Source organism: Enterobacter cloacae complex sp. EB5 (assembly GCF_031432835.1).
Lineage (GTDB): Bacteria > Pseudomonadota > Gammaproteobacteria > Enterobacterales > Enterobacteriaceae > Enterobacter > Enterobacter hormaechei_C.
On record NZ_CP133860.1, the window covers coordinates 507848 to 525526 of the forward strand.

Genomic DNA, 17679 nt, shown 5'->3' on the forward strand with positions numbered 1-17679 from the left:
GAAACTTCCTCATTTTGCCATTTTCGCTTCCCCCTCCCTCTGCAAACATATATGATTAATCACATATGAATGAATGCACGCAGGATCACCCGATGCTCCACCCCATCCAGCTCTTCAAAACCCTTTCCGACGAAACGCGCCTCTCCATCGTCATGCTTCTGCGTGAAGCGGGCGAGCTGTGCGTCTGCGATCTCTGCTCCGCTACCAACGAGCCGCAGCCGAAAGTCTCACGCCACATGGCCTTGCTGCGCGAGGCCGGGCTGGTCATCGACCGTCGCGAGGGTAAGTGGATCTACTACCGTCTCTCTCCCAACATGCCTGCATGGGCGGCAACCGTTATCGACACCAGCTGGAACTGCCTGCGGGAAGAGACGCGTATGAAGCTGAAAAACCGACTTCCAGGCTCGTGCTGACCAAAACATATTCACAATAACAGATATAATGGAGTAAAGGATGTTTCTGGCAGGAGCGATTTTTTTATTCACACTGGTGCTGGTCATCTGGCAACCCAGAGGGCTCAGCATTGGCTGGAGCGCGACCATTGGCGCCGCGCTGGCGCTGATGAGTGGCGTTATCCACATTAACGATATCCCTGTGGTGTGGAATATCGTCTGGAATGCGACGGCAACGTTCATCGCCGTCATCATTATCAGCCTGCTGCTGGATGAGTCCGGCTTTTTCGAGTGGGCCGCGCTGCACGTTGCCCGCTGGGGAAACGGTCGCGGGCGATTGCTGTTTACCTGGATCGTGCTGCTGGGCGCAGCCGTGGCGGCGCTGTTTGCCAATGACGGCGCGGCGCTGATCCTCACCCCTATCGTTATCGCTATGCTGCTGGCGCTGGGGTTCAGCAAGCAGGCTACGCTGGCGTTCGTGATGGCGGCGGGATTTATCGCCGATACCGCCAGCCTGCCGCTGATTGTCTCCAACCTGGTCAACATTGTGTCGGCGGACTTCTTTAAGCTGGGCTTCAGCGAATACGCCTCGGTGATGATCCCGGTCGATATCGCTGCGATTGCCGCAACGCTGGTAATGCTGCATCTGTTCTTCCGAAAAGAAATCCCCCCCGAATATGACCAGGCAAAACTCCGCGAGCCCGCACGGGCCATTCACGACCTGCCGACGTTCAGAACGGGCTGGATCGTGCTGCTGCTACTGCTCGTCGGTTTCTTTGTGCTTGAACCTCTCGGCATTCCCGTCAGTGCCATCGCGAGTGTGGGCGCGCTGATTTTGTTTGCCGTTGCTAAACGCGGGCACGCCATTAACACCGGGAAAGTGCTGCGCGGCGCGCCGTGGAAAATTGTTATCTTCTCGCTGGGGATGTATCTGGTGGTGTATGGCCTGCGCAACGCCGGGCTGACGGAGTCTCTTTCAGGCGTTCTTGATCACTTAGCCGGATACGGACTCTGGGTTACCACGCTGGGAACCGGATTTATCACCGCCTTCCTGTCATCCATAATGAACAATATGCCAACGGTGCTGATTGGCGCGCTCTCCATTGAGGGTAGTGCTGCAACAGGGTTAATCAAAGAGGCGATGATTTACGCTAACGTGATTGGCTGCGATTTGGGGCCGAAAATTACCCCCATCGGGAGCCTGGCTACCCTGCTCTGGCTTCATGTGCTGGCACAGAAAAACATGACTATTACCTGGGGCTACTATTTCAGGACGGGCATCATAATGACGCTGCCGGTTCTCTTTGTGACGCTCGCCGCGCTGGCGCTACGTCTCTCCTTCACACTGTAATGAGTAACGGATATGAGCCATATCACCCTCTACCACAATCCGGCCTGCGGCACGTCGCGCAATACGCTGGAGATGATCCGCAACAGCGGTACGGAACCCGAAATTATTCTCTATCTTGAGAACCCACCGTCGCGTGATGAACTGACCAGGCTGATTGCAGACATGGGGATTTCCGTGTGCGATCTGCTGCGCAAAAACGTCGAGCCTTATGAGCAACTGGGCCTTGCCGGGGGAGATTTCACCGATGACCAGCTTATCGATTTCATGCTGCAATACCCCATCCTGATTAACCGTCCGATTGTAGTGACGCCGCTGGGCACCCGACTGTGCCGCCCTTCTGAAGTCGTTCTCGACATCCTTCCGGACGCGCAAAAAGGGGCATTTACGAAGGAAGATGGCGAAGTCGTCGTTGACGCCAGCGGGAAAAAAATCTCCCGACAGTAGGCGTAGCCGGGGCGAGTGCTATCAGACGGTATCCTCGCCTGCAATCCGCCCCACCATCACCCGGATCTCCTCCCGGGTTAACGGCGACCGATCGGTCACAAAATGCAGCGTCATCCCCTCGATAAACGCATCCAGCGCGCGGGCGGTGGCCGGATCAAACCACTGCTCCAGCGTAGTCTGGCTCATCTTCATCCAGTCCTGCATCACCGTTTTCAGCGCGGCGCTGCGGTGCATAAACGCGTATAACTGATACATCAGCGCCATATTGTGTGGCGTGGTCACGGCTGAACTGTGGATCAGCGTGGTAATGGCCTCGCACGCCCTCTCCCGCCCGGTAACCCCCGCGAAGAAATCCCGGTACTGCTGAGACATCTGCTGCGTAAACCACGTGAATGCCTCCTCCAGAAGCGACTCCATCCCGTCGAAATAGTAGGTCATCGACCCCAGCGGCACGCCTGCGCAGGTGGCAATTTTGCGGTGCGTGACGGCATGAATACCGTGCTCAGCAATGGTGTCCAGCGTCGCCTGGAGTATCTTCTCGCGGCGGTTAGGGTCGTTCGGTGGTCTGCTCATAAAATCCTCATCCGGTTTGTGTACAAATGTACACAAAGTTGCTAGTGTTGTCGCTATTGTTGTACTTCTGGTGCTGATCCCAATGACGCTAACTTCTCCTCGCAAAGCCCTGCATCTGCGCATGTGGGCGCTGTTTATGTTCTTCTTCATCCCCGGGCTGCTGATGGCTTCCTGGGCAACGCGCACCCCGGCAATCCGCGATACGCTATCCGTTTCGACGGCGGAGATGGGGATCGTGCTGTTTGGCCTGTCGATTGGCTCGATGAGCGGCATCCTCTGCTCGGCCTGGCTGGTGAAGCGCTTTGGCACGCGGGCGGTGATCCGCACCACCATGTGCTGCGCCGTGGTAGGTATGCTCGGTCTGAGCGTGGCGCTGTGGTTCGCCTCGCCGCTGATGTTTGCCCTTGGGCTCATGGTATTTGGCGGCAGCTTTGGTGCGGCGGAAGTGGCCATTAACGTCGAGGGGGCCGCCGTTGAACAGGCGATGAACAAAACGGTGCTGCCGATGATGCATGGCTTTTACAGCCTCGGCACGCTGGCAGGCGCGGGCGTGGGGATGGCGCTGACGGCGCTGGGCATTGCGGCCAATGTGCACATTTTACTCGCGGCGCTGGTCTGTATTATCCCGATCCTCACCGGCATCAGGGCTATTCCCGCAGGCACAGGACAAAATGCCTCGGACGAACAGAAGTCTGTGGCAAAAGGGTTGCCCTTCTATCGCGATTTCCAGCTGATGCTGATTGGCGTGGTGGTGCTGGCGATGGCGTTTGCTGAAGGCTCCGCCAACGACTGGCTACCGTTGCTGATGGTGGACGGGCACGGATTTAGCCCCACCTCCGGCTCGCTGATTTACGCCGGGTTTACGCTCGGCATGACCGTCGGACGCTTTACCGGGGGCTGGTTTATCGACCGTTACAGCCGCGTGGCTGTCGTCCGTGCCAGCGCCCTGCTGGGTGGGCTGGGCATCGCGATGATTATCTTTGTGGATGTGGACTGGATTGCCGGCGTGTCGGTGATCCTGTGGGGACTGGGCGCCTCCCTTGGCTTCCCGCTGACCATTTCCGCTGCCAGCGATACCGGCCCCGACGCGCCGACGCGCGTGAGCGTCGTAGCGACCACGGGATACCTCGCTTTCCTGGTGGGGCCGCCGCTGCTTGGATTCCTCGGTGAGCACTACGGGTTACGCAGCGCGATGCTGGTGGTATTAGGGTTAGTCATCATTGCCGCCCTGGTGGCGCGAGCGGTGGCAAAACCGGAAGCAGAACCAACGACAATGGAGAAGGGATATGAGCGTTAAACTGATTGCAGTCGACATGGATGGCTCCTTCCTGAGCGATGCGAAAACCTATAACCGCGCGCGTTTTCTGGCGCAGTACGCGCGCATGAAAGCGCAAGGCATCCGTTTTGTGGTCGCCAGCGGAAACCAGTACTATCAGCTGATCTCATTTTTCCCGGAGATCGCCCATGAAATCGCCTTCGTCGCCGAAAACGGCGGCTGGGTGGTGGATGCGGGCGAAGATGTGTTTAACGGCGAACTGTCGAAAGAGCACTTCCTGACCGTCGCCACCCTGTTAAACGATGTGCCCGGCATTGAGATAATTGCCTGCGGAAAAAACAGCGCCTACACGCTGAAAACGTATAACGACCTCTTCAAAGAGATTGCTGCGAAATACTATCACCGCCTTGAAAGCGTCAGTAGCTTTGACAACCTCAACGATATTTTCTTCAAATTCGGGCTTAACGTCTCTGACGACGAAATTCCGCGCATTCAGGCGCTGCTGCATGAGAAGCTTGGCGACATCATGGTGCCGGTGACCACTGGGCACGGCAGTATCGACCTGATTATCCCCGGCGTGCACAAAGCTAACGGCCTGCGGATCCTGCAAGCGCGCTGGGGCATAGAGGACAGTGAAGTGGTGGCCTTTGGCGACAGCGGTAACGACGTGGAGATGCTGCGACAGGCTGGGTTTGGCTTCGCGATGGCCAATGCCAGACCGCATATTAAAGCGGTGGCCCGCTATGAAGCGCCGAACAATAATGACGAAGGGGTGCTGGACGTGATTGATAAGGTGCTGGACGGGGAGGCGCCGTTTAATTGATTCCGTGCGCTCTGGTGCCCTCACCCACAGGGCTGGGGGTTCCCCACAAAATAATGCCTGCACAGACGGCCCCCTCTCCCTTGAGGGAGAGGGCTGGGGTGAGGGGGAACATACGGCTCTGGTGGTCATTCCGTTCACTTTATGTTCCTTGCTACTCTGTCACGACATGACCGGTGAACGTGCCAGGGTGGCTCAGTCGCCACCACCCTGGCGACCCGGGCTTCCGGCGGAAAATCGCCGCTTCGCGGTGCCTTCAGCTTATTCCCTCCGGCTTATCGGGGACGGGCGGAGGTAACATCCCTGTAAAGCCCGCCCTCTCGGCGCATCCCTGCGCCTCGCCCCGGCCTACAGGAAACGCCTCAGCGATTTACAGCCGGACCAGGGCATCGCTGAAAGCTCTCAGTTATTCTGAGGCAACGTTATAGCTTTTGCTTTCAAATTACTGGGGATCTCTCAGCCCATAGGGAGAGGGAATAAGGATTACGGTTGCAGGGCGTTTCCGACGCGTTTGTCTTTCAGGAATACCACCATCAGGGCAATCCACAGCACGCCGTTGGCGAGGTTAAACAGGCTGAACAGCCCGTTGCCGCCAAACGCGTAAGCATGCTTGCTCACCTCAATACCGACGGTAAAAATCAGCATTTGCAGCATCCCCATCGCGGCAGACACCGTGCCTTTACTCATTTCACTGGCGAACAGCGTCAGGCGCACCAGACCGGCATTCGCCACGCCGATACCAAACGCGTAAACGCTCAGCCCCGCCGTCATCCACAGGTACGCATGAGACGAGGCTACGGTCGCCACCGCCGCGACAATCAGCCCTGCCGCTATGGGCCAGCCGCCCATAATAATCAGCGAACGCACGGTACGGCGCGACGTCAGACGTGCCAGCACCAGGTTACCGATAATCAGCGCGCCAAAAATCGGCACCTGTAACAGGCCATACTCATAGCTGCTAAGCTGTTCGCCGCTGATGATAATAACCGGCGACTGGGCAATCCACGCCAGCAGCGGCAGGCTGACAAAGCCCGTCGCCAGCGCGCCCGCGACAAAACGGCCGTTTTTCAGCACCGCCTTATAATCACGCCCCAGCTCCTTAAGCGAGAGCTTTTCGCCCAGGCGGGTGGCGGTCTCCGGCATCGCACGGTGCAGGCCAAAGAAAGAGATGGCCGCAAGCGCGGCAAAGAGGACGAACATCCCTTCCCACGGCGCGACGTGGACCCATGCGGCTCCCACCAGCGGCCCCAGAAGCGGCGCAATCAGCGCCACGTTCGCCATCAGCGCGGTTATTTTGATACATACCGCCTCCTCAAACGACTCCTGAATAGCGGCGTAGCCCACGGCGCCAATAAAGCACAGGCTCACGCCCTGAAGGAAACGCAGCAGCGTGAATTGCTCAATGTTCTGCGCCAGCAGCGTGGCGAGACAGGTGACGATAAACCACACCACGCCCGTCAGCATCACCGGACGGCGGCCAATACGATCCGACAGCGGCCCTAAAAGCCACTGTAAAAACATGCCGCCCGCGAGATAGGCGGTCATGGATGTAGGTACCCACTCAATACCTGCGTTGTACTGCTCAACCACAGCCAGCATGCCTGGCTGGATCATGTCGTTGCCGATGTAGGTAGAGAATTCGTAAAGCACCAGACACAGAGGAAAAAGTAACGCCTGACGACCCAGACGATTACCGGAAGAAGAACGGTTTATCATGCAATCTCTTTAGTATGAAAAAATCGCGATGAGTGTAATGAATTGCCGCTGTCTGAGATAGCACAATCACGTGAAAACTCAGAAATAAGGCACTTATCGTTGTCGTTTAAGGTTTCCTTAAGTTGCCCTCCCTATGATAGTGCTATTTCACGTTATTGACCGAAACTATGACACACGCCGTCAGCCCTTCAGAATTATCTAAGTTACCGACAAATAAGACAAAACGCCTTTACCGTTTGCCTGCCCGCTTTTATGGTTATCAGCTTTTCGTGCTGATCGTCCTTGCGCTGCTTTTTACCTGGCTTTCGCGCGATGAATCGCTTGACCGATGGATCACCGGCTTCTGGTATGACGCGGCGACGCATCATTTCCCGCTACAGCAAAATCCGCTGCTGGATCTGCTCAACCATCGACTGGCGAAATATGTGGCCATTGCGCTGGCTGCCGCATCGCTGATTTACGGCGCTTACAAACGCAATGCCCGGCTGGTGACGGCCGCGCTTCTGATGGGGCTGGGTGCATTGGTAGTTGGGGTGCTGAAAAGCATAAGCCACCACAGCTGTCCGTGGGATCTGGTGGAGTATGGCGGCAAAGCCGTCTCGTATCCCCTGTTCAGCGCCGTTCCGGCAGACAGCGGACCGGGACGCTGCTTTCCCGGCGGCCACGCCTCAAGCGGGTTTATGGTGATGGGGTTGTTTTTTGCCTTCTGGCGTGAACGTCCACGCCTGGCCTGGACCTGTGTCGCGTTAGGCGTTGTTATGGGGCTGCTGATGGGATTCGGGCAGGTCATGCGCGGCGCGCATTTTTTCTCTCACAACCTGTGGGCCGGGTGGTGGGTCTGGTTTTCCCAGGTGCTGGTTTACGGGCTGGTTTCCGCCTGGTTTGCTAAAGAGTAACGAGATTATGTTAGAAAATCTGAACTTCGAACTGTTTTACCTGCTCAACGCCACGCCAGCGTCACCGGAATGGATGATCGATCTCGCCACCTTTATTGCGAAAGATGTGATCAGCATTGTACCGGCGCTGGCGGTGATCCTCTGGTTATGGGGACCTCGTACACAGGTCACCGCCCAGCGCCATCTGGTGATCAAAATGGCGATGGCGATCGGCGTGAGCGTGCTGGCAAGCTACGTGCTGGGCCACGCCTTCCCGCACGATCGGCCGTTTGTGGACCACGTCGGCTATAACTTCCTGCACCATGCGCCGGATGACTCGTTCCCGAGCGATCACGGCACGGTGATCTTCACCTTTGCGCTGGCCTTCCTGTTCTGGCATCGCCTGTGGTCCGGCATGGTGCTGATGGGCGTGGCGGTCGCCATCGCCTGGTCCCGCGTCTACCTGGGCGTGCACTGGCCGCTGGATATGGTCGGCGGTTTCCTGGTGGGACTGATGGGCTGCGTCAGCGCAGCCATCCTGTGGAGCCTCTTTGGTCCGGCGCTTTATCGTGGATTATCACAGGCCTATCGCGTTCTGTTTGCCCTTCCGATCCGCAAGGGCTGGATACGTGACTAACCCCGGTCCGTCAGGTTACACTTGAGCCTCCGCCCTGCGGGGGCTCACTTTTTTAGCCCGAGGATCTATGGAAACACGTCGCGATGACCGCATTGCTCAGCTGCTTCAGGCGCTGAAGCGCAGCGATAAGCTGCATCTTAAGGAAGCCGCTACCCTGCTTGGCGTGTCTGAAATGACCATTCGTCGCGATCTGAACAGCGACAGCGCCCCCGTTGTGCTGCTTGGCGGGTATATTGTTCTGGAGCCGCGTAGCGCCAGCCATTATCTGTTAAGCGATCAAAAAACACGCCTGGTGGAAGAGAAGCGCAAAGCCGCGCGGCTCGCCGCCTCGCTGGTCCAGCCCCATCAAACGCTGTTTTTTGACTGCGGTACGACAACCCCGTGGATCATCGAGGCCATCGACAGCACCGTTCCCTTTACCGCCGTCTGTTATTCGCTAAACACCTTCCTGGCCTTGCAGGAGAAACCGGCGTGCCGGGTGATTTTGTGTGGCGGCGAGTTTCATGCCAGCAACGCCATCTTCAAACCGCTGAATATTCAGGACACGCTGAGCAATGTATGCCCGGATATCGCCTTTTACTCTGCGGCGGGCGTGAATGTGAAACAGGGGGCAACCTGTTTTAATCTTGAAGAGTTACCGGTGAAACAGTGGGCGCTCAACGCCGCACAGCAGCATGTGCTGGTGGTTGATCACAGTAAATTTGGCAAGGTCCGTCCGGCAAGGATGGGTGAACTGTCGCGCTTTGACGCCATCGTCAGTGATTGCCGCCCGGATGACGAGCTGGTGTCGTATGCAAAGGCGCAGCAGGTGAAGTTAATGTATTGAGGTTGTGCCGGGTGGCGGCTTCGCCTTACCCGGCCTACAACGGCTCGAACGAAGGCCGGGTAAGCGAAGCGCCACCCGGCAAAAACCTAGCTAAACCAGCTGCCAAACCAGCCGTGGAATTTCATTAACACAAAGTCCCATATCCGGCTGAAGAAGCCGCCCTCTTCCACCGCTTCCATTACCACCAGCGGACGCTGCTCAATGGATTTGCCGTTAAGCTGGAAATCTATCGTCCCGACCACCTGGCCTTTTTTCAACGGCGCGGTCAGCTGTGGCTCGGTCAGGGTATAGCTGGCTTTCAGGTTTTTCAACTGACCGCGTGGAATGGTGACAGAACCCGCTTCACCTGCCCCCAGGTTCACTTCACTTTTATCCCCAAACCAGACGCGCTGGCTCACGAAGGTGGCGTCCGGCTTAATCGGCGTGACGGTTTCAAAGAAGCGGAAACCCCAGGTCAGCAGTTTTTCGGATTCGTTAAAACGAATGCGGTCGGTTTTCGTCCCCAATACCACCGAAATCAGGCGCATGTCGCCCTGCGTCGCAGAAGCCACCAGGTTATATCCTGCCCCGGCGGTCGTCCCCGTTTTCATGCCGTCCACGTTAACGTTACTGCTCCAGAGCAGACGGTTACGGTTAGGCTGGCGAATATTGTTGAAGGTGAACTCTTTCTCTTTATGGATGGCGTACTCATCCGGCACGTCATGGATCAACGCTTTGCCCAGCAGCGCCATATCGCGCGCGGTACTGAACTGACCGGGCGCATCCAGGCCGTGAACGGTTTTAAAGGTGGTATTGGTCAGGCCCAGTTTTTTCGCGTAGCCATTCATCAGCCCAATAAATGAGTCCTGACTGCCTGCGACGTAATCGGCCAGCGCAATACAGGCATCATTTCCCGACTGAATAATGACCCCTTTATTCAGATCGGAAACGGAGACCTGATCGCCGGGCTTCAGGAACATAACGGACGAGCCGCGCAGCGCCGGGTTACCGGTCGCCCAGGCATCTTTCCCGACGGTGACCATGTCATTCAGCTTGATTTTGCCCGCTTTCAACGCCTGACCGACCACATAGCTGGTCATAATTTTCGTCAGGCTCGCCGGGTCGAGTTTTTCGTCGGCGTTACCTTCCGCCAGCACTTTCCCGCTGGCGTAATCCATCAGGATCCAGGCGCGCGCATCGACAGGCGGCGCTTCGGGCGCCGTCTGTTCCGCCGCATGCAGCGTTGGGGCAAAAAGGAAAAGCAGCGCCGAGCCTGCCGCCAGGCTGCGCAGAGAAGAAGTTTTTTGCGTCATAAATGCCACCCGAGTGTCCATTCTAAAAATCACGTCACAATCACCGTGTCGCAAGAAGCGATGAGTAATAGCGCACTACAGCGTTCAAAGAAACCTGTTCCAGGTAAAGTTTTTAAAGTTTATGCAATAACATTCAGATACGCTTTGATTGCGGCGTTTTTTTTAGCATCTGTTGCGTAATTGTTAGGTTTATCTCACCATGGCGAAAAGCTGACTCGGATTCACATCTCATCGGGAGTAAATATGATTACGCTGTGGGGCAGGAACAATTCGACCAACGTGAAGAAAGTGCTCTGGACGCTGGAGGAGCTGGATTTACCGTTCAACCAAATCATGGCTGGCATGGCGTTCGGGGTGAATAAAGACGCCGACTATCTGGCGATGAACCCAAACGGACTGGTGCCGTTGCTGCGCGATGACGAGACAGACGCCACGCTGTGGGAGTCCAACACCATCGTGCGTTATCTCGCCGCGCAGTACGGCCAGGGTCGGCTGTGGGTTGAAAATCCAGCCCGCCGCGCGCAGGGCGAAAAATGGATGGACTGGGCAAACCAGACGCTTTCCCCCACGCACCGGGTGATCCTGATGGGGCTGATCCGCACGCCGGAAGCCGAACGTGATTATCCCGCCATTCATGCCGCCCAGGACGCCTGCGAATCCCTGTTCGCGATGATGGACGACGAACTGGCGAAGCACGCCTGGTTCTCCGGCGACACCTTCGGCGTGGGCGATATCGCCGTCGCCCCCTTCGTCTGGAACCTCACTAACATGGGTCTCAGCTGGACCCCACGTCCTCACCTGGAGCGCTGGATCCAGCAGCTTAGCGAGCGCCCGGCGTATCGCAATGTGGTGATGATCCCGGTGACCTGATTACGACCCGGACGGGCTGACTTTCAGCAGCTGCCCGTCCGTCTCGTCAGTCAGCACGTACAGATAGCCATCCGGCCCGACGCGCACATCGCGAATACGCTGATCTTTATCGCCCAGAATGCGTCCGTCCTCCGTCACGCTATTGCCCTTCACGCTCAGCACGATGACGTCTTTCTCCTTCAGCGCGCCGATAAACAGCTTGTTTTTCCACTGCGGGAAGACGTCGCTGTTGTAGAACGCCATGCCGCTAACGGCGGGCGACACTTTCCAGACAAACAGCGGTTTTTCGGTGCCCTCAACGTGCTCGCCTTTTGCTTCCGGGATTTTCAGGCCGCTGTAATTGATCCCGTGCGTCGCCAGGGGCCAGCCGTAGTTTTTGCCCTTCTCAGGAATGTTAATCTCATCCCCCCCGCGTGGTCCATGTTCGTTGAGCCACAGCGTGTCACTCCACGGATTCATCGCCATCCCCTGCGGGTTGCGAATACCATAGGACCAGATTTCAGGGCGCGCACCGGCGGTGTTCACAAACGGATTATCCGGCGGCACTTTTCCGTCCTCCGTCAGGCGCACCACCTTGCCCTGAAGCTTGTCCAGATCCTGCGCCGTCGGGCGCTGGTTGTTTTCACCCAGGCCAATAAAGAGATGGCCTTTGCCGTCGAACACCAGCCGTCCGCCAAAGTGGTTGCCGGTAGAGAGCTTCGGCATTTGTCGGAACACCACCTGGAAGCCCTCAATGCGCGACAGGTCATCGCTCAACCGCCCGTAGCCCACCGCGGTGCCCGCTTTACCATCATGACCTGCCTCGGCAAAGCTGAGCCAGACCCGCCGTGACTGTGCAAAATCCGGGGCCAGCGCGACGTCCAGCAGTCCGCCCTGGCCGCTCGCCCACACTTTCGGCACGCCGACAATCGGATCGGAGAGCCCTTTCCCTGCCTGCCAGTGCTTAAGCTGCCCGTCTTTGAGCGTGATCAGCAGCCCCTTGTTATCTGGCAGAAACGCCAGCGACCAGGGGTGATCCAGTTTTGTCTGGAGCACGTCAACCTTAACCGTCTCAGGCGCTGCAAGCAGTGAAAGCGGGAATAACAAGACTGGAAGGAAAATCAGCGAGGATCGAGGCATAACGCACTCCTTTATCGACATATGGCTTAAAGATTAGCCACTGTTCCCGGGTGCGTTACCACTTTTACAAAAGCTTAATCAGAAGGGGGAGTTGCCTCCCCCGGGTTCAGTGCCGGGCAAGCGTTTCCGGCTTGTTCAGACACATGATGCAAAGCGCGAGCGTGGTCAGGCAGTTTTCAAGCTTCTCCGCGTTAACGGCAATAAAATTCGGGCAGTCGTGACGTCCGTTCATCAAACAGACCCCGGCGATGGAGAGCACCTCGGCGGCGCGGCGCAGCGCCACTAATTCGCTTTCAGCGCAGTGCGCTTTCAGGATGGGTGCTTTTTCACGCATGAAATTGCAAAGTTCAAAGAAGTTATCACGCAGATTTTCGCTTTCGCTGACTGACATATACCCTTTCGCCTTGCGGAGTTGCAGATATGCGGCCAGGTCGATTCGGGCGTTGATCAGCTTGTTAAGCAGATCGCGTTTCAGTCTGTCAACGGACATGCTATTTCCTCCCCTGTCAGCCATGTTACCTTATTAAGCATAAGGTCATTTTTTGTACAATGTAATGCCTGAGATCAATAAACGATAACTGATTAACATTCTTTACAATGTTACAACGATTGCCCGCCTCAACTGCGCCATCAAGAGTGTATAAATCCCCCGCGATACGCTGTAAAATCCCGCCCTGATAACTCCATAATTGATGAATTTTTAACCTATGAGCAATGTTACGCACCCGCCGAAAATCGGCTTTGTCTCCCTGGGCTGCCCGAAGAACCTGGTGGACTCCGAACGCATCCTGACTGAACTTCGCACTGAAGGCTATGACGTGGTGCCAAGCTACGACAACGCCGACATGGTGATCGTCAACACCTGCGGGTTCATCGACAGCGCGGTCCAGGAGTCTCTGGAAGCCATTGGTGAAGCCCTGACGGAAAACGGCAAAGTGATTGTCACCGGCTGCCTGGGCGCGAAGGTGGATCAGATCCGCGAAGTGCACCCGAAAGTGCTGGAGATCACCGGCCCGCACAGCTACGAGCAGGTGCTGGAACATGTTCATCACTACGTCCCCAAACCAAAGCACAACCCGTTCCTGAGCCTGGTGCCGGAACAGGGCGTGAAGCTGACGCCGCGCCACTACGCGTATCTGAAAATTTCCGAAGGCTGCAACCATCGCTGTACCTTCTGCATCATCCCGTCGATGCGTGGCGATCTGGTGAGCCGTCCGATTGGCGAGGTGCTGGCAGAAGCCAAACGCCTGGCCGACGCGGGCGTGAAGGAGCTGCTGGTTATCTCCCAGGACACCTCCGCCTACGGCGTGGACGTCAAACACCGTTCCGGTTTCCACAACGGCGAGCCGGTGAAAACCAGCATGGTCGGCCTGTGCGAGCAGTTGGCTAAGCTCGGGATCTGGACGCGCCTGCACTACGTCTACCCTTACCCGCACGTTGACGATGTGATCCCGCTGATGGCGGAAGGCAAAATCCTGCCGTATCTGGATATCCCGCTACAGCACGCCAGCCCGCGCATTCTGAAGCTGATGAAACGTCCTGGCTCCGTGGATCGCCAGCTGGCGCGCATCAAGCAGTGGCGTGAGATCTGCCCGGATCTGACCCTGCGCTCCACCTTTATTGTCGGCTTCCCGGGTGAAACCGAAGAAGATTTCCAGATGCTGCTCGACTTCCTGAAAGAGGCGCGTCTGGATCGCGTCGGCTGCTTCAAGTACAGCCCGGTTGAAGGCGCAACGGCCAACGAGCTGGCGGACCAGGTGCCGGAAGAGGTAAAAGAGGAGCGCTGGAACCGCTTTATGCAGCTGCAACAGCAGATCTCGGCTGAACGCTTGCAGGAGAAAGTGGGCCGCGAAATTCTGGTGATTATCGACGAAGTGGACGAAGAAGGCGCGATTGGCCGCAGCATGGCGGATGCGCCTGAAATCGACGGCGCGGTGTACCTGAACGGGGAAACCAACGTCAAGCCGGGCGATATTATTCGCGTGAAGGTCGAAAACGCCGACGAGTATGATTTGTGGGGTAGCCGGGTTTAATCACCCACGCCTCTGTTCCAGGCCGGGTAAGGCGTCGCCGCCACCCGGCACATTCCACAGCACTACCCCTTAATCCGCGGATCCAGCGCGTCGCGCAGCCCATCCCCCAGCAGGTTAAACGCCAGCACGGTCAGGAAAATCGCCAGGCTCGGGAAGATCGCCACGTGTGGCGCAATCACCATATCCGCCCGCGCCTCGTTCAGCATCGCGCCCCACTCCGGCGTCGGTGGCTGTGCCCCTAGCCCCAGAAACGACAAGCTGGCCGCCGAGATAATCGACACGCCTATGCGCATGGTGAAATAGACCACGATAGACGAGACCGTTCCCGGCAGAATATGGCTGAACAGGATGGTGGCATCGCTGGCCCCCATGCTGCGCGCCGACTCGATAAAGGTCTGCTGCTTCAGCACCAGCGTGTTGCCACGTACCAGGCGCGCGAAAGCGGGAATCGAGAATACCGCCACGGCGATAATGACGTTCGCCATGCCGCTGCCCATCACCGCCACCACGGCAATCGCCAGCAGAATACCTGGAAAGGCAAACAGCACGTCGCAGATACGCATGATGATGCGGTCCAACCAGCCTTCGTAGTACCCGGCCACCAGCCCCAGCACGGTGCCAATTGCTGCGCCCATCAGCACCGCAAAGACCCCGGCCGCCAGCGAGATCTGCGCCCCTACCAGCACGCGGCTGAAAATATCGCGCCCGAGCGAGTCCACGCCAAACCAGTGCATCATCGACGGACCATCGTTCAGCCGGTCGTAGTCGAAGTAGTTTTCCGCATCAAACGGGGCTATCCAGGGGGCGATAATCGCCACCAGGATCAGCAGTAACACAAACAACCCGGCGACCATAGCGACGGGCTGACGACGGAATCGACGCCAGAACTCAACCCACGGGGTGCGAATATGGTCCGGCCTGATCCCCGGCATAGCGTTTAAAATGGCCTGGCGACGCCAGTTCAGTAATCGCATCTTACTTATACCTGATGGCCGGGTTAATGGCGGCGTACAGCACATCCACCACTAAGTTGATAAGAATAAACTCCAGCGAGAAAAGCAGGACTTCAGCCTGAATAACCGGATAGTCACGCATATCGACCGAGTCGACCAGCAGGCGCCCCAGCCCCGGCCAGTTAAAGACCTTCTCAACCACGATAGAGCCGCCCAGCAGGAAGCCGAACTGTAGCCCCATCATCGTGACCACCGGGATCATCGCATTACGAAAACCATGCTTCAGAATGACCCATTTTTCACTCACCCCTTTTGCCCGCGCGGTGCGAATGTAATCTTCGCTCAGCACGTCGACAAACGAGGCGCGGGTAAACCGGGCCATAACCGCCGCAACGGCCGCGCCAAGCGTCATAGAGGGCAGAATGTAGTGCTTCCAGGTGTCGGCCCCGACGGTCGGCAACCAGCCCAGCTCGACGGAGAAAATCTGCATCAGCAGCATGCCCAGCGCAAACGCCGGGAAAGAGATGCCGGTGACCGCCAGCGCCATACCGAGCTTATCCGGCCAGCGGTTGCGCCAGACGGCGGCGACAATCCCCGCCCCCAGGCCAAAGACAACCGCCCAGCTCATACTGGCAATCGTTAACCAGAAAGTGGGCATAAAGCGGCTGGCAATCTCCTCCGACACCGGACGACGCGACACCATTGAGATGCCGAAATCGCCCTGAAGGACATTGCCAATGTAACGCAGAAATTGCCTGTACAGCGGCTGGTCAAGACCGAGCTGTTTACGCACCAGTTCAATAACCGTCGCATCTGCTTCCGGCCCGGCAATCAAACGCGCCGGATCGCCGGGCAACATATGGACAAACAAAAACACCAGCACGGCCACAATCAGCAGCGTCGGGATAAGCCCCAGCAGGCGTTTACACACATAATTCAGCATGAGTTTTATTTTAAATCCGCGTCATCAAAGCTAAAGCCCGTATCCGGCATGATGTAAAAACCGGTCAGCGCTTTGTTGTGGGCTGAGACCAGTTTTTCCACCACCAGCGGCACCCACGGCGACTCTTTCCAGATAATGTCCTGCGCCTCTTTGTACAGGCGTGCTTTCTCTTCCGGTTTGGTGGTTTTCAGGGCATCGGCCAGATCTTTATCTACCTGCGGATTACTGTAGAACGCGGTATTGAACAGCGTTGGCGGCCAGTTCTGGGAAGCAAACAGCGGCGACAGGGACCAGTCCGCTTCTCCGGTTGAAGCCGTCCAGCCGGTGTAGAACATCCGCACGCCGCTCTCTTTCTGTCCTTTGCCTTCCACTTCCGCCGCCCGCTGTCCGGCATCCATCGCCGTGACTCGGGCTTTAATGCCCACCTGCGCCAGCTGCTGCTGGGTAAATTGCAGCACCTTCTGCGCGGTACTGTGGTTATGCGACGACCACAGCGTCGTGCTAAAGCCGTTCGGATAGCCCGCCTCTTTCAGCAGTTCCCGCGCTTTCGCCGGATCATACGGCCACGGCTGATAGCTTTGCGCGTACTCAATGGTTGGCGGCATCACGCCCGTCGCCGGGGTGGCGTAGCCGGCAAAGGCCACCTTCACCAGCGCCTGGCGGTTAATGGCGTAGTTGATGGCTTCACGCACCTTCGGGTTATCAAACGGTTTCTGCGTAACGTTCATGCTGATGTAGCGCTGCATGATCGACGGGCTGGCCACCAGTTCCAGCTTGCTGTTTTTCGCCAGCAGCGCCGCCTGTTCGTACGGGATGGGGAAGGCAAACTGCGCTTCGCCGGTTTGCAGCATTGCGGCGCGGGTGTTGTTGTCCACTACCGGCCGCCAGGTGATGGTATCCAGCTTCGGCAGCCCCTGCTGCCAGTATCCGGCGAATTTTTTTACCTTCACAAAATCGGTCTGGTTCCAGGTAAGCAGTTCGTACGGTCCGGTCCCCACCGGGTGGAAGCCAATCTCTTTGCCGTATTTTTTCAGGGCGGCGGGCGAAATCATCGCCGTCGCGGGATGCGCCAGGATATTGATAAACGCCGAGAACGGCTCTTTGAGGGTGATCTTCACCGTTGCCGGATCAACCACCTCGGTTTGGGCAATATTTTTATACAGGTTGTAGCGCTTAAGACCGTTTTCCGGATTGCTGGCACGATCCAGGTTGACCTTAACCGCCTCGGCGTTGAAGTCGGTGCCATCCTGGAACTTCACGCCGGTACGGAGCTTAACGGTATAGACCAGCCCGTCGTCCGACACGGTATAGCCTTCCGCCAGCACGTTTTTCAGCTTCATCTCGCGGTCCAGGCCGAACAGCCCCTGGTAGAAGGATTTTGCCACCGCCTGAGAAAGGGTGTCGTTAGCGTCATACGGGTCCAGCGTCGTGAAGTTAGACCCCACAGCCACCACCACGTCTTTCGCTGCGAACGCGGGGGCGGCGGCCAGCGCAGCCGTCACGCTCGCGGCCAGCAGCCATTTACGAGCAACAAAAGGAACCATTGTGTTCTCCTGCCT

At 57.4% G+C, this 17679-nt stretch carries 18 protein-coding genes; 10 read left to right on the forward strand and 8 right to left on the reverse strand.

Annotated features, from left to right (window positions below; translation table 11 throughout):
* Window positions 1-92 precede the first annotated feature (92 nt).
* Genes RHN82_RS02520 through arsC form a run of 3 tightly spaced genes read left to right on the forward strand, consistent with a single transcriptional unit; the run spans window position 93 to window position 2187 of the window.
* Window positions 93-413 (forward strand): metalloregulator ArsR/SmtB family transcription factor, encoded by a 321-nt coding sequence (locus RHN82_RS02520; protein WP_047051776.1) that lies wholly within the window; start codon window positions 93-95, stop codon window positions 411-413.
* A gap of 40 nt (window positions 414-453) precedes the next feature.
* The gene (locus RHN82_RS02525) at window positions 454-1743 is read left to right on the forward strand and encodes an arsenic transporter (RefSeq protein ID WP_047051775.1); all 1290 of its coding nucleotides are present in this window, start codon (window positions 454-456) and stop codon (window positions 1741-1743) included.
* A gap of 12 nt (window positions 1744-1755) precedes the next feature.
* A complete protein-coding gene (gene arsC / locus RHN82_RS02530; RefSeq protein ID WP_047051774.1) occupies window positions 1756-2187 on the forward strand; it encodes a glutaredoxin-dependent arsenate reductase in 432 nt (143 codons plus the stop codon).
* Window positions 2188-2208: 21 nt separating this feature from the next.
* Here the strand turns inward: arsC and RHN82_RS02535 are convergent, their stop codons facing one another.
* Window positions 2209-2760: a TetR/AcrR family transcriptional regulator gene (locus tag RHN82_RS02535; RefSeq protein WP_022650683.1), complete on the reverse strand. Its 552-nt coding sequence runs from the start codon at window positions 2758-2760 to the stop codon at window positions 2209-2211.
* Between the two features lie 82 nt (window positions 2761-2842).
* Between RHN82_RS02535 and RHN82_RS02540 the strand changes: the two genes are divergently transcribed.
* A complete protein-coding gene (locus RHN82_RS02540) occupies window positions 2843-4057 on the forward strand; it encodes an MFS transporter (protein ID WP_047051773.1) in 1215 nt (404 codons plus the stop codon).
* A complete protein-coding gene (locus RHN82_RS02545) occupies window positions 4047-4859 on the forward strand; it encodes a Cof-type HAD-IIB family hydrolase (protein ID WP_047051772.1) in 813 nt (270 codons plus the stop codon). The genes RHN82_RS02540 and RHN82_RS02545 overlap by 11 nt, the downstream gene beginning before the upstream one ends.
* Window positions 4860-5339: 480 nt before the next feature.
* On the opposite strand, the gene RHN82_RS02550 is transcribed toward RHN82_RS02545, so the two are convergent.
* Entirely contained in the window at window positions 5340-6572 is a 1233-nt protein-coding gene (locus RHN82_RS02550) for an MFS transporter (protein ID WP_047051771.1), read from the reverse strand.
* Window positions 6573-6739: 167 nt separating this feature from the next.
* Between RHN82_RS02550 and RHN82_RS02555 the strand changes: the two genes are divergently transcribed.
* The 3 genes from RHN82_RS02555 to deoR all read left to right on the forward strand — a co-directional run bounded on the left by RHN82_RS02555 (window position 6740) and on the right by deoR (window position 8910).
* Window positions 6740-7468 carry a phosphatase PAP2 family protein gene (locus tag RHN82_RS02555; protein ID WP_047051770.1) on the forward strand — a complete coding sequence of 243 codons (729 nt, stop codon included), beginning with the start codon at window positions 6740-6742 and terminating at the stop codon, window positions 7466-7468.
* 7 nt (window positions 7469-7475) lie between these two features.
* Window positions 7476-8084 carry an undecaprenyl-diphosphate phosphatase gene (ybjG, locus tag RHN82_RS02560; protein WP_047051769.1) on the forward strand — a complete coding sequence of 203 codons (609 nt, stop codon included), beginning with the start codon at window positions 7476-7478 and terminating at the stop codon, window positions 8082-8084.
* Window positions 8085-8151: 67 nt separating this feature from the next.
* Window positions 8152-8910 (forward strand): DNA-binding transcriptional repressor DeoR, encoded by a 759-nt coding sequence (gene deoR, locus RHN82_RS02565; protein WP_017384886.1) that lies wholly within the window; start codon window positions 8152-8154, stop codon window positions 8908-8910.
* Between the two features lie 86 nt (window positions 8911-8996).
* On the opposite strand, the gene dacC is transcribed toward deoR, so the two are convergent.
* Window positions 8997-10202, reverse strand: coding sequence for a serine-type D-Ala-D-Ala carboxypeptidase (gene dacC / locus RHN82_RS02570; RefSeq protein ID WP_022650677.1), 1206 nt, complete (start codon window positions 10200-10202; stop codon window positions 8997-8999).
* Window positions 10203-10445: 243 nt separating this feature from the next.
* Between dacC and RHN82_RS02575 the strand changes: the two genes are divergently transcribed.
* A complete protein-coding gene (locus tag RHN82_RS02575) occupies window positions 10446-11072 on the forward strand; it encodes a glutathione S-transferase family protein (protein WP_040117423.1) in 627 nt (208 codons plus the stop codon).
* On the opposite strand, the gene RHN82_RS02580 is transcribed toward RHN82_RS02575, so the two are convergent.
* Window positions 11073-12191: a PQQ-dependent sugar dehydrogenase gene (locus RHN82_RS02580; RefSeq protein ID WP_047053149.1), complete on the reverse strand. Its 1119-nt coding sequence runs from the start codon at window positions 12189-12191 to the stop codon at window positions 11073-11075.
* A 106-nt stretch (window positions 12192-12297) separates the two neighbouring features.
* Window positions 12298-12681: a biofilm formation regulator BssR gene (gene bssR / locus RHN82_RS02585; RefSeq protein ID WP_032620009.1), complete on the reverse strand. Its 384-nt coding sequence runs from the start codon at window positions 12679-12681 to the stop codon at window positions 12298-12300.
* 217 nt (window positions 12682-12898) lie between these two features.
* Between bssR and rimO the strand changes: the two genes are divergently transcribed.
* Window positions 12899-14224, forward strand: a complete 1326-nt coding sequence (gene rimO / locus RHN82_RS02590; RefSeq protein ID WP_022647549.1) for a 30S ribosomal protein S12 methylthiotransferase RimO — start codon at window positions 12899-12901, stop codon at window positions 14222-14224.
* Window positions 14225-14286: 62 nt separating this feature from the next.
* On the opposite strand, the gene gsiD is transcribed toward rimO, so the two are convergent.
* From gsiD to gsiB, 3 genes are read right to left on the reverse strand one after another with little or no spacing between them, the layout of a single operon-like run.
* Complete coding sequence (gsiD, locus tag RHN82_RS02595) at window positions 14287-15198, reverse strand: glutathione ABC transporter permease GsiD (protein ID WP_047053147.1); 912 nt, start codon at window positions 15196-15198, stop codon at window positions 14287-14289.
* Between the two features lies 1 nt (window position 15199).
* Window positions 15200-16120 (reverse strand): glutathione ABC transporter permease GsiC, encoded by a 921-nt coding sequence (gene gsiC / locus RHN82_RS02600; RefSeq protein ID WP_006809475.1) that lies wholly within the window; start codon window positions 16118-16120, stop codon window positions 15200-15202.
* A 5-nt stretch (window positions 16121-16125) separates the two neighbouring features.
* Window positions 16126-17664: a glutathione ABC transporter substrate-binding protein GsiB gene (gene gsiB / locus RHN82_RS02605; RefSeq protein WP_015571028.1), complete on the reverse strand. Its 1539-nt coding sequence runs from the start codon at window positions 17662-17664 to the stop codon at window positions 16126-16128.
* Between the last annotated feature and the right edge of the window lie 15 nt (window positions 17665-17679).

What these genes read in the sequence shown, in the direction of transcription:
- rimO (WP_022647549.1), top strand. Translation starts at nt 12,899, where the DNA reads ATGAGCAATGTTACGCACCCGCCGAAAATCGGCTTTGTCTCCCTGGGC.
- arsC (WP_047051774.1), top strand. Translation starts at nt 1,756, where the DNA reads ATGAGCCATATCACCCTCTACCACAATCCGGCCTGCGGCACGTCGCGC.
- RHN82_RS02535 (WP_022650683.1), bottom strand. Translation starts at nt 2,760, where the DNA reads ATGAGCAGACCACCGAACGACCCTAACCGCCGCGAGAAGATACTCCAG.
- RHN82_RS02520 (WP_047051776.1), top strand. Translation starts at nt 93, where the DNA reads ATGCTCCACCCCATCCAGCTCTTCAAAACCCTTTCCGACGAAACGCGC.
- bssR (WP_032620009.1), bottom strand. Translation starts at nt 12,681, where the DNA reads ATGTCCGTTGACAGACTGAAACGCGATCTGCTTAACAAGCTGATCAAC.
- RHN82_RS02525 (WP_047051775.1), top strand. Translation starts at nt 454, where the DNA reads ATGTTTCTGGCAGGAGCGATTTTTTTATTCACACTGGTGCTGGTCATC.
- gsiD (WP_047053147.1), bottom strand. Translation starts at nt 15,198, where the DNA reads ATGCGATTACTGAACTGGCGTCGCCAGGCCATTTTAAACGCTATGCCG.
- RHN82_RS02545 (WP_047051772.1), top strand. Translation starts at nt 4,047, where the DNA reads ATGAGCGTTAAACTGATTGCAGTCGACATGGATGGCTCCTTCCTGAGC.
- RHN82_RS02550 (WP_047051771.1), bottom strand. Translation starts at nt 6,572, where the DNA reads ATGATAAACCGTTCTTCTTCCGGTAATCGTCTGGGTCGTCAGGCGTTA.
- RHN82_RS02540 (WP_047051773.1), top strand. Translation starts at nt 2,843, where the DNA reads ATGACGCTAACTTCTCCTCGCAAAGCCCTGCATCTGCGCATGTGGGCG.
- RHN82_RS02555 (WP_047051770.1), top strand. Translation starts at nt 6,740, where the DNA reads ATGACACACGCCGTCAGCCCTTCAGAATTATCTAAGTTACCGACAAAT.
- ybjG (WP_047051769.1), top strand. Translation starts at nt 7,476, where the DNA reads ATGTTAGAAAATCTGAACTTCGAACTGTTTTACCTGCTCAACGCCACG.
- dacC (WP_022650677.1), bottom strand. Translation starts at nt 10,202, where the DNA reads ATGACGCAAAAAACTTCTTCTCTGCGCAGCCTGGCGGCAGGCTCGGCG.
- RHN82_RS02575 (WP_040117423.1), top strand. Translation starts at nt 10,446, where the DNA reads ATGATTACGCTGTGGGGCAGGAACAATTCGACCAACGTGAAGAAAGTG.
- gsiC (WP_006809475.1), bottom strand. Translation starts at nt 16,120, where the DNA reads ATGCTGAATTATGTGTGTAAACGCCTGCTGGGGCTTATCCCGACGCTG.
- deoR (WP_017384886.1), top strand. Translation starts at nt 8,152, where the DNA reads ATGGAAACACGTCGCGATGACCGCATTGCTCAGCTGCTTCAGGCGCTG.
- gsiB (WP_015571028.1), bottom strand. Translation starts at nt 17,664, where the DNA reads ATGGTTCCTTTTGTTGCTCGTAAATGGCTGCTGGCCGCGAGCGTGACG.
- RHN82_RS02580 (WP_047053149.1), bottom strand. Translation starts at nt 12,191, where the DNA reads ATGCCTCGATCCTCGCTGATTTTCCTTCCAGTCTTGTTATTCCCGCTT.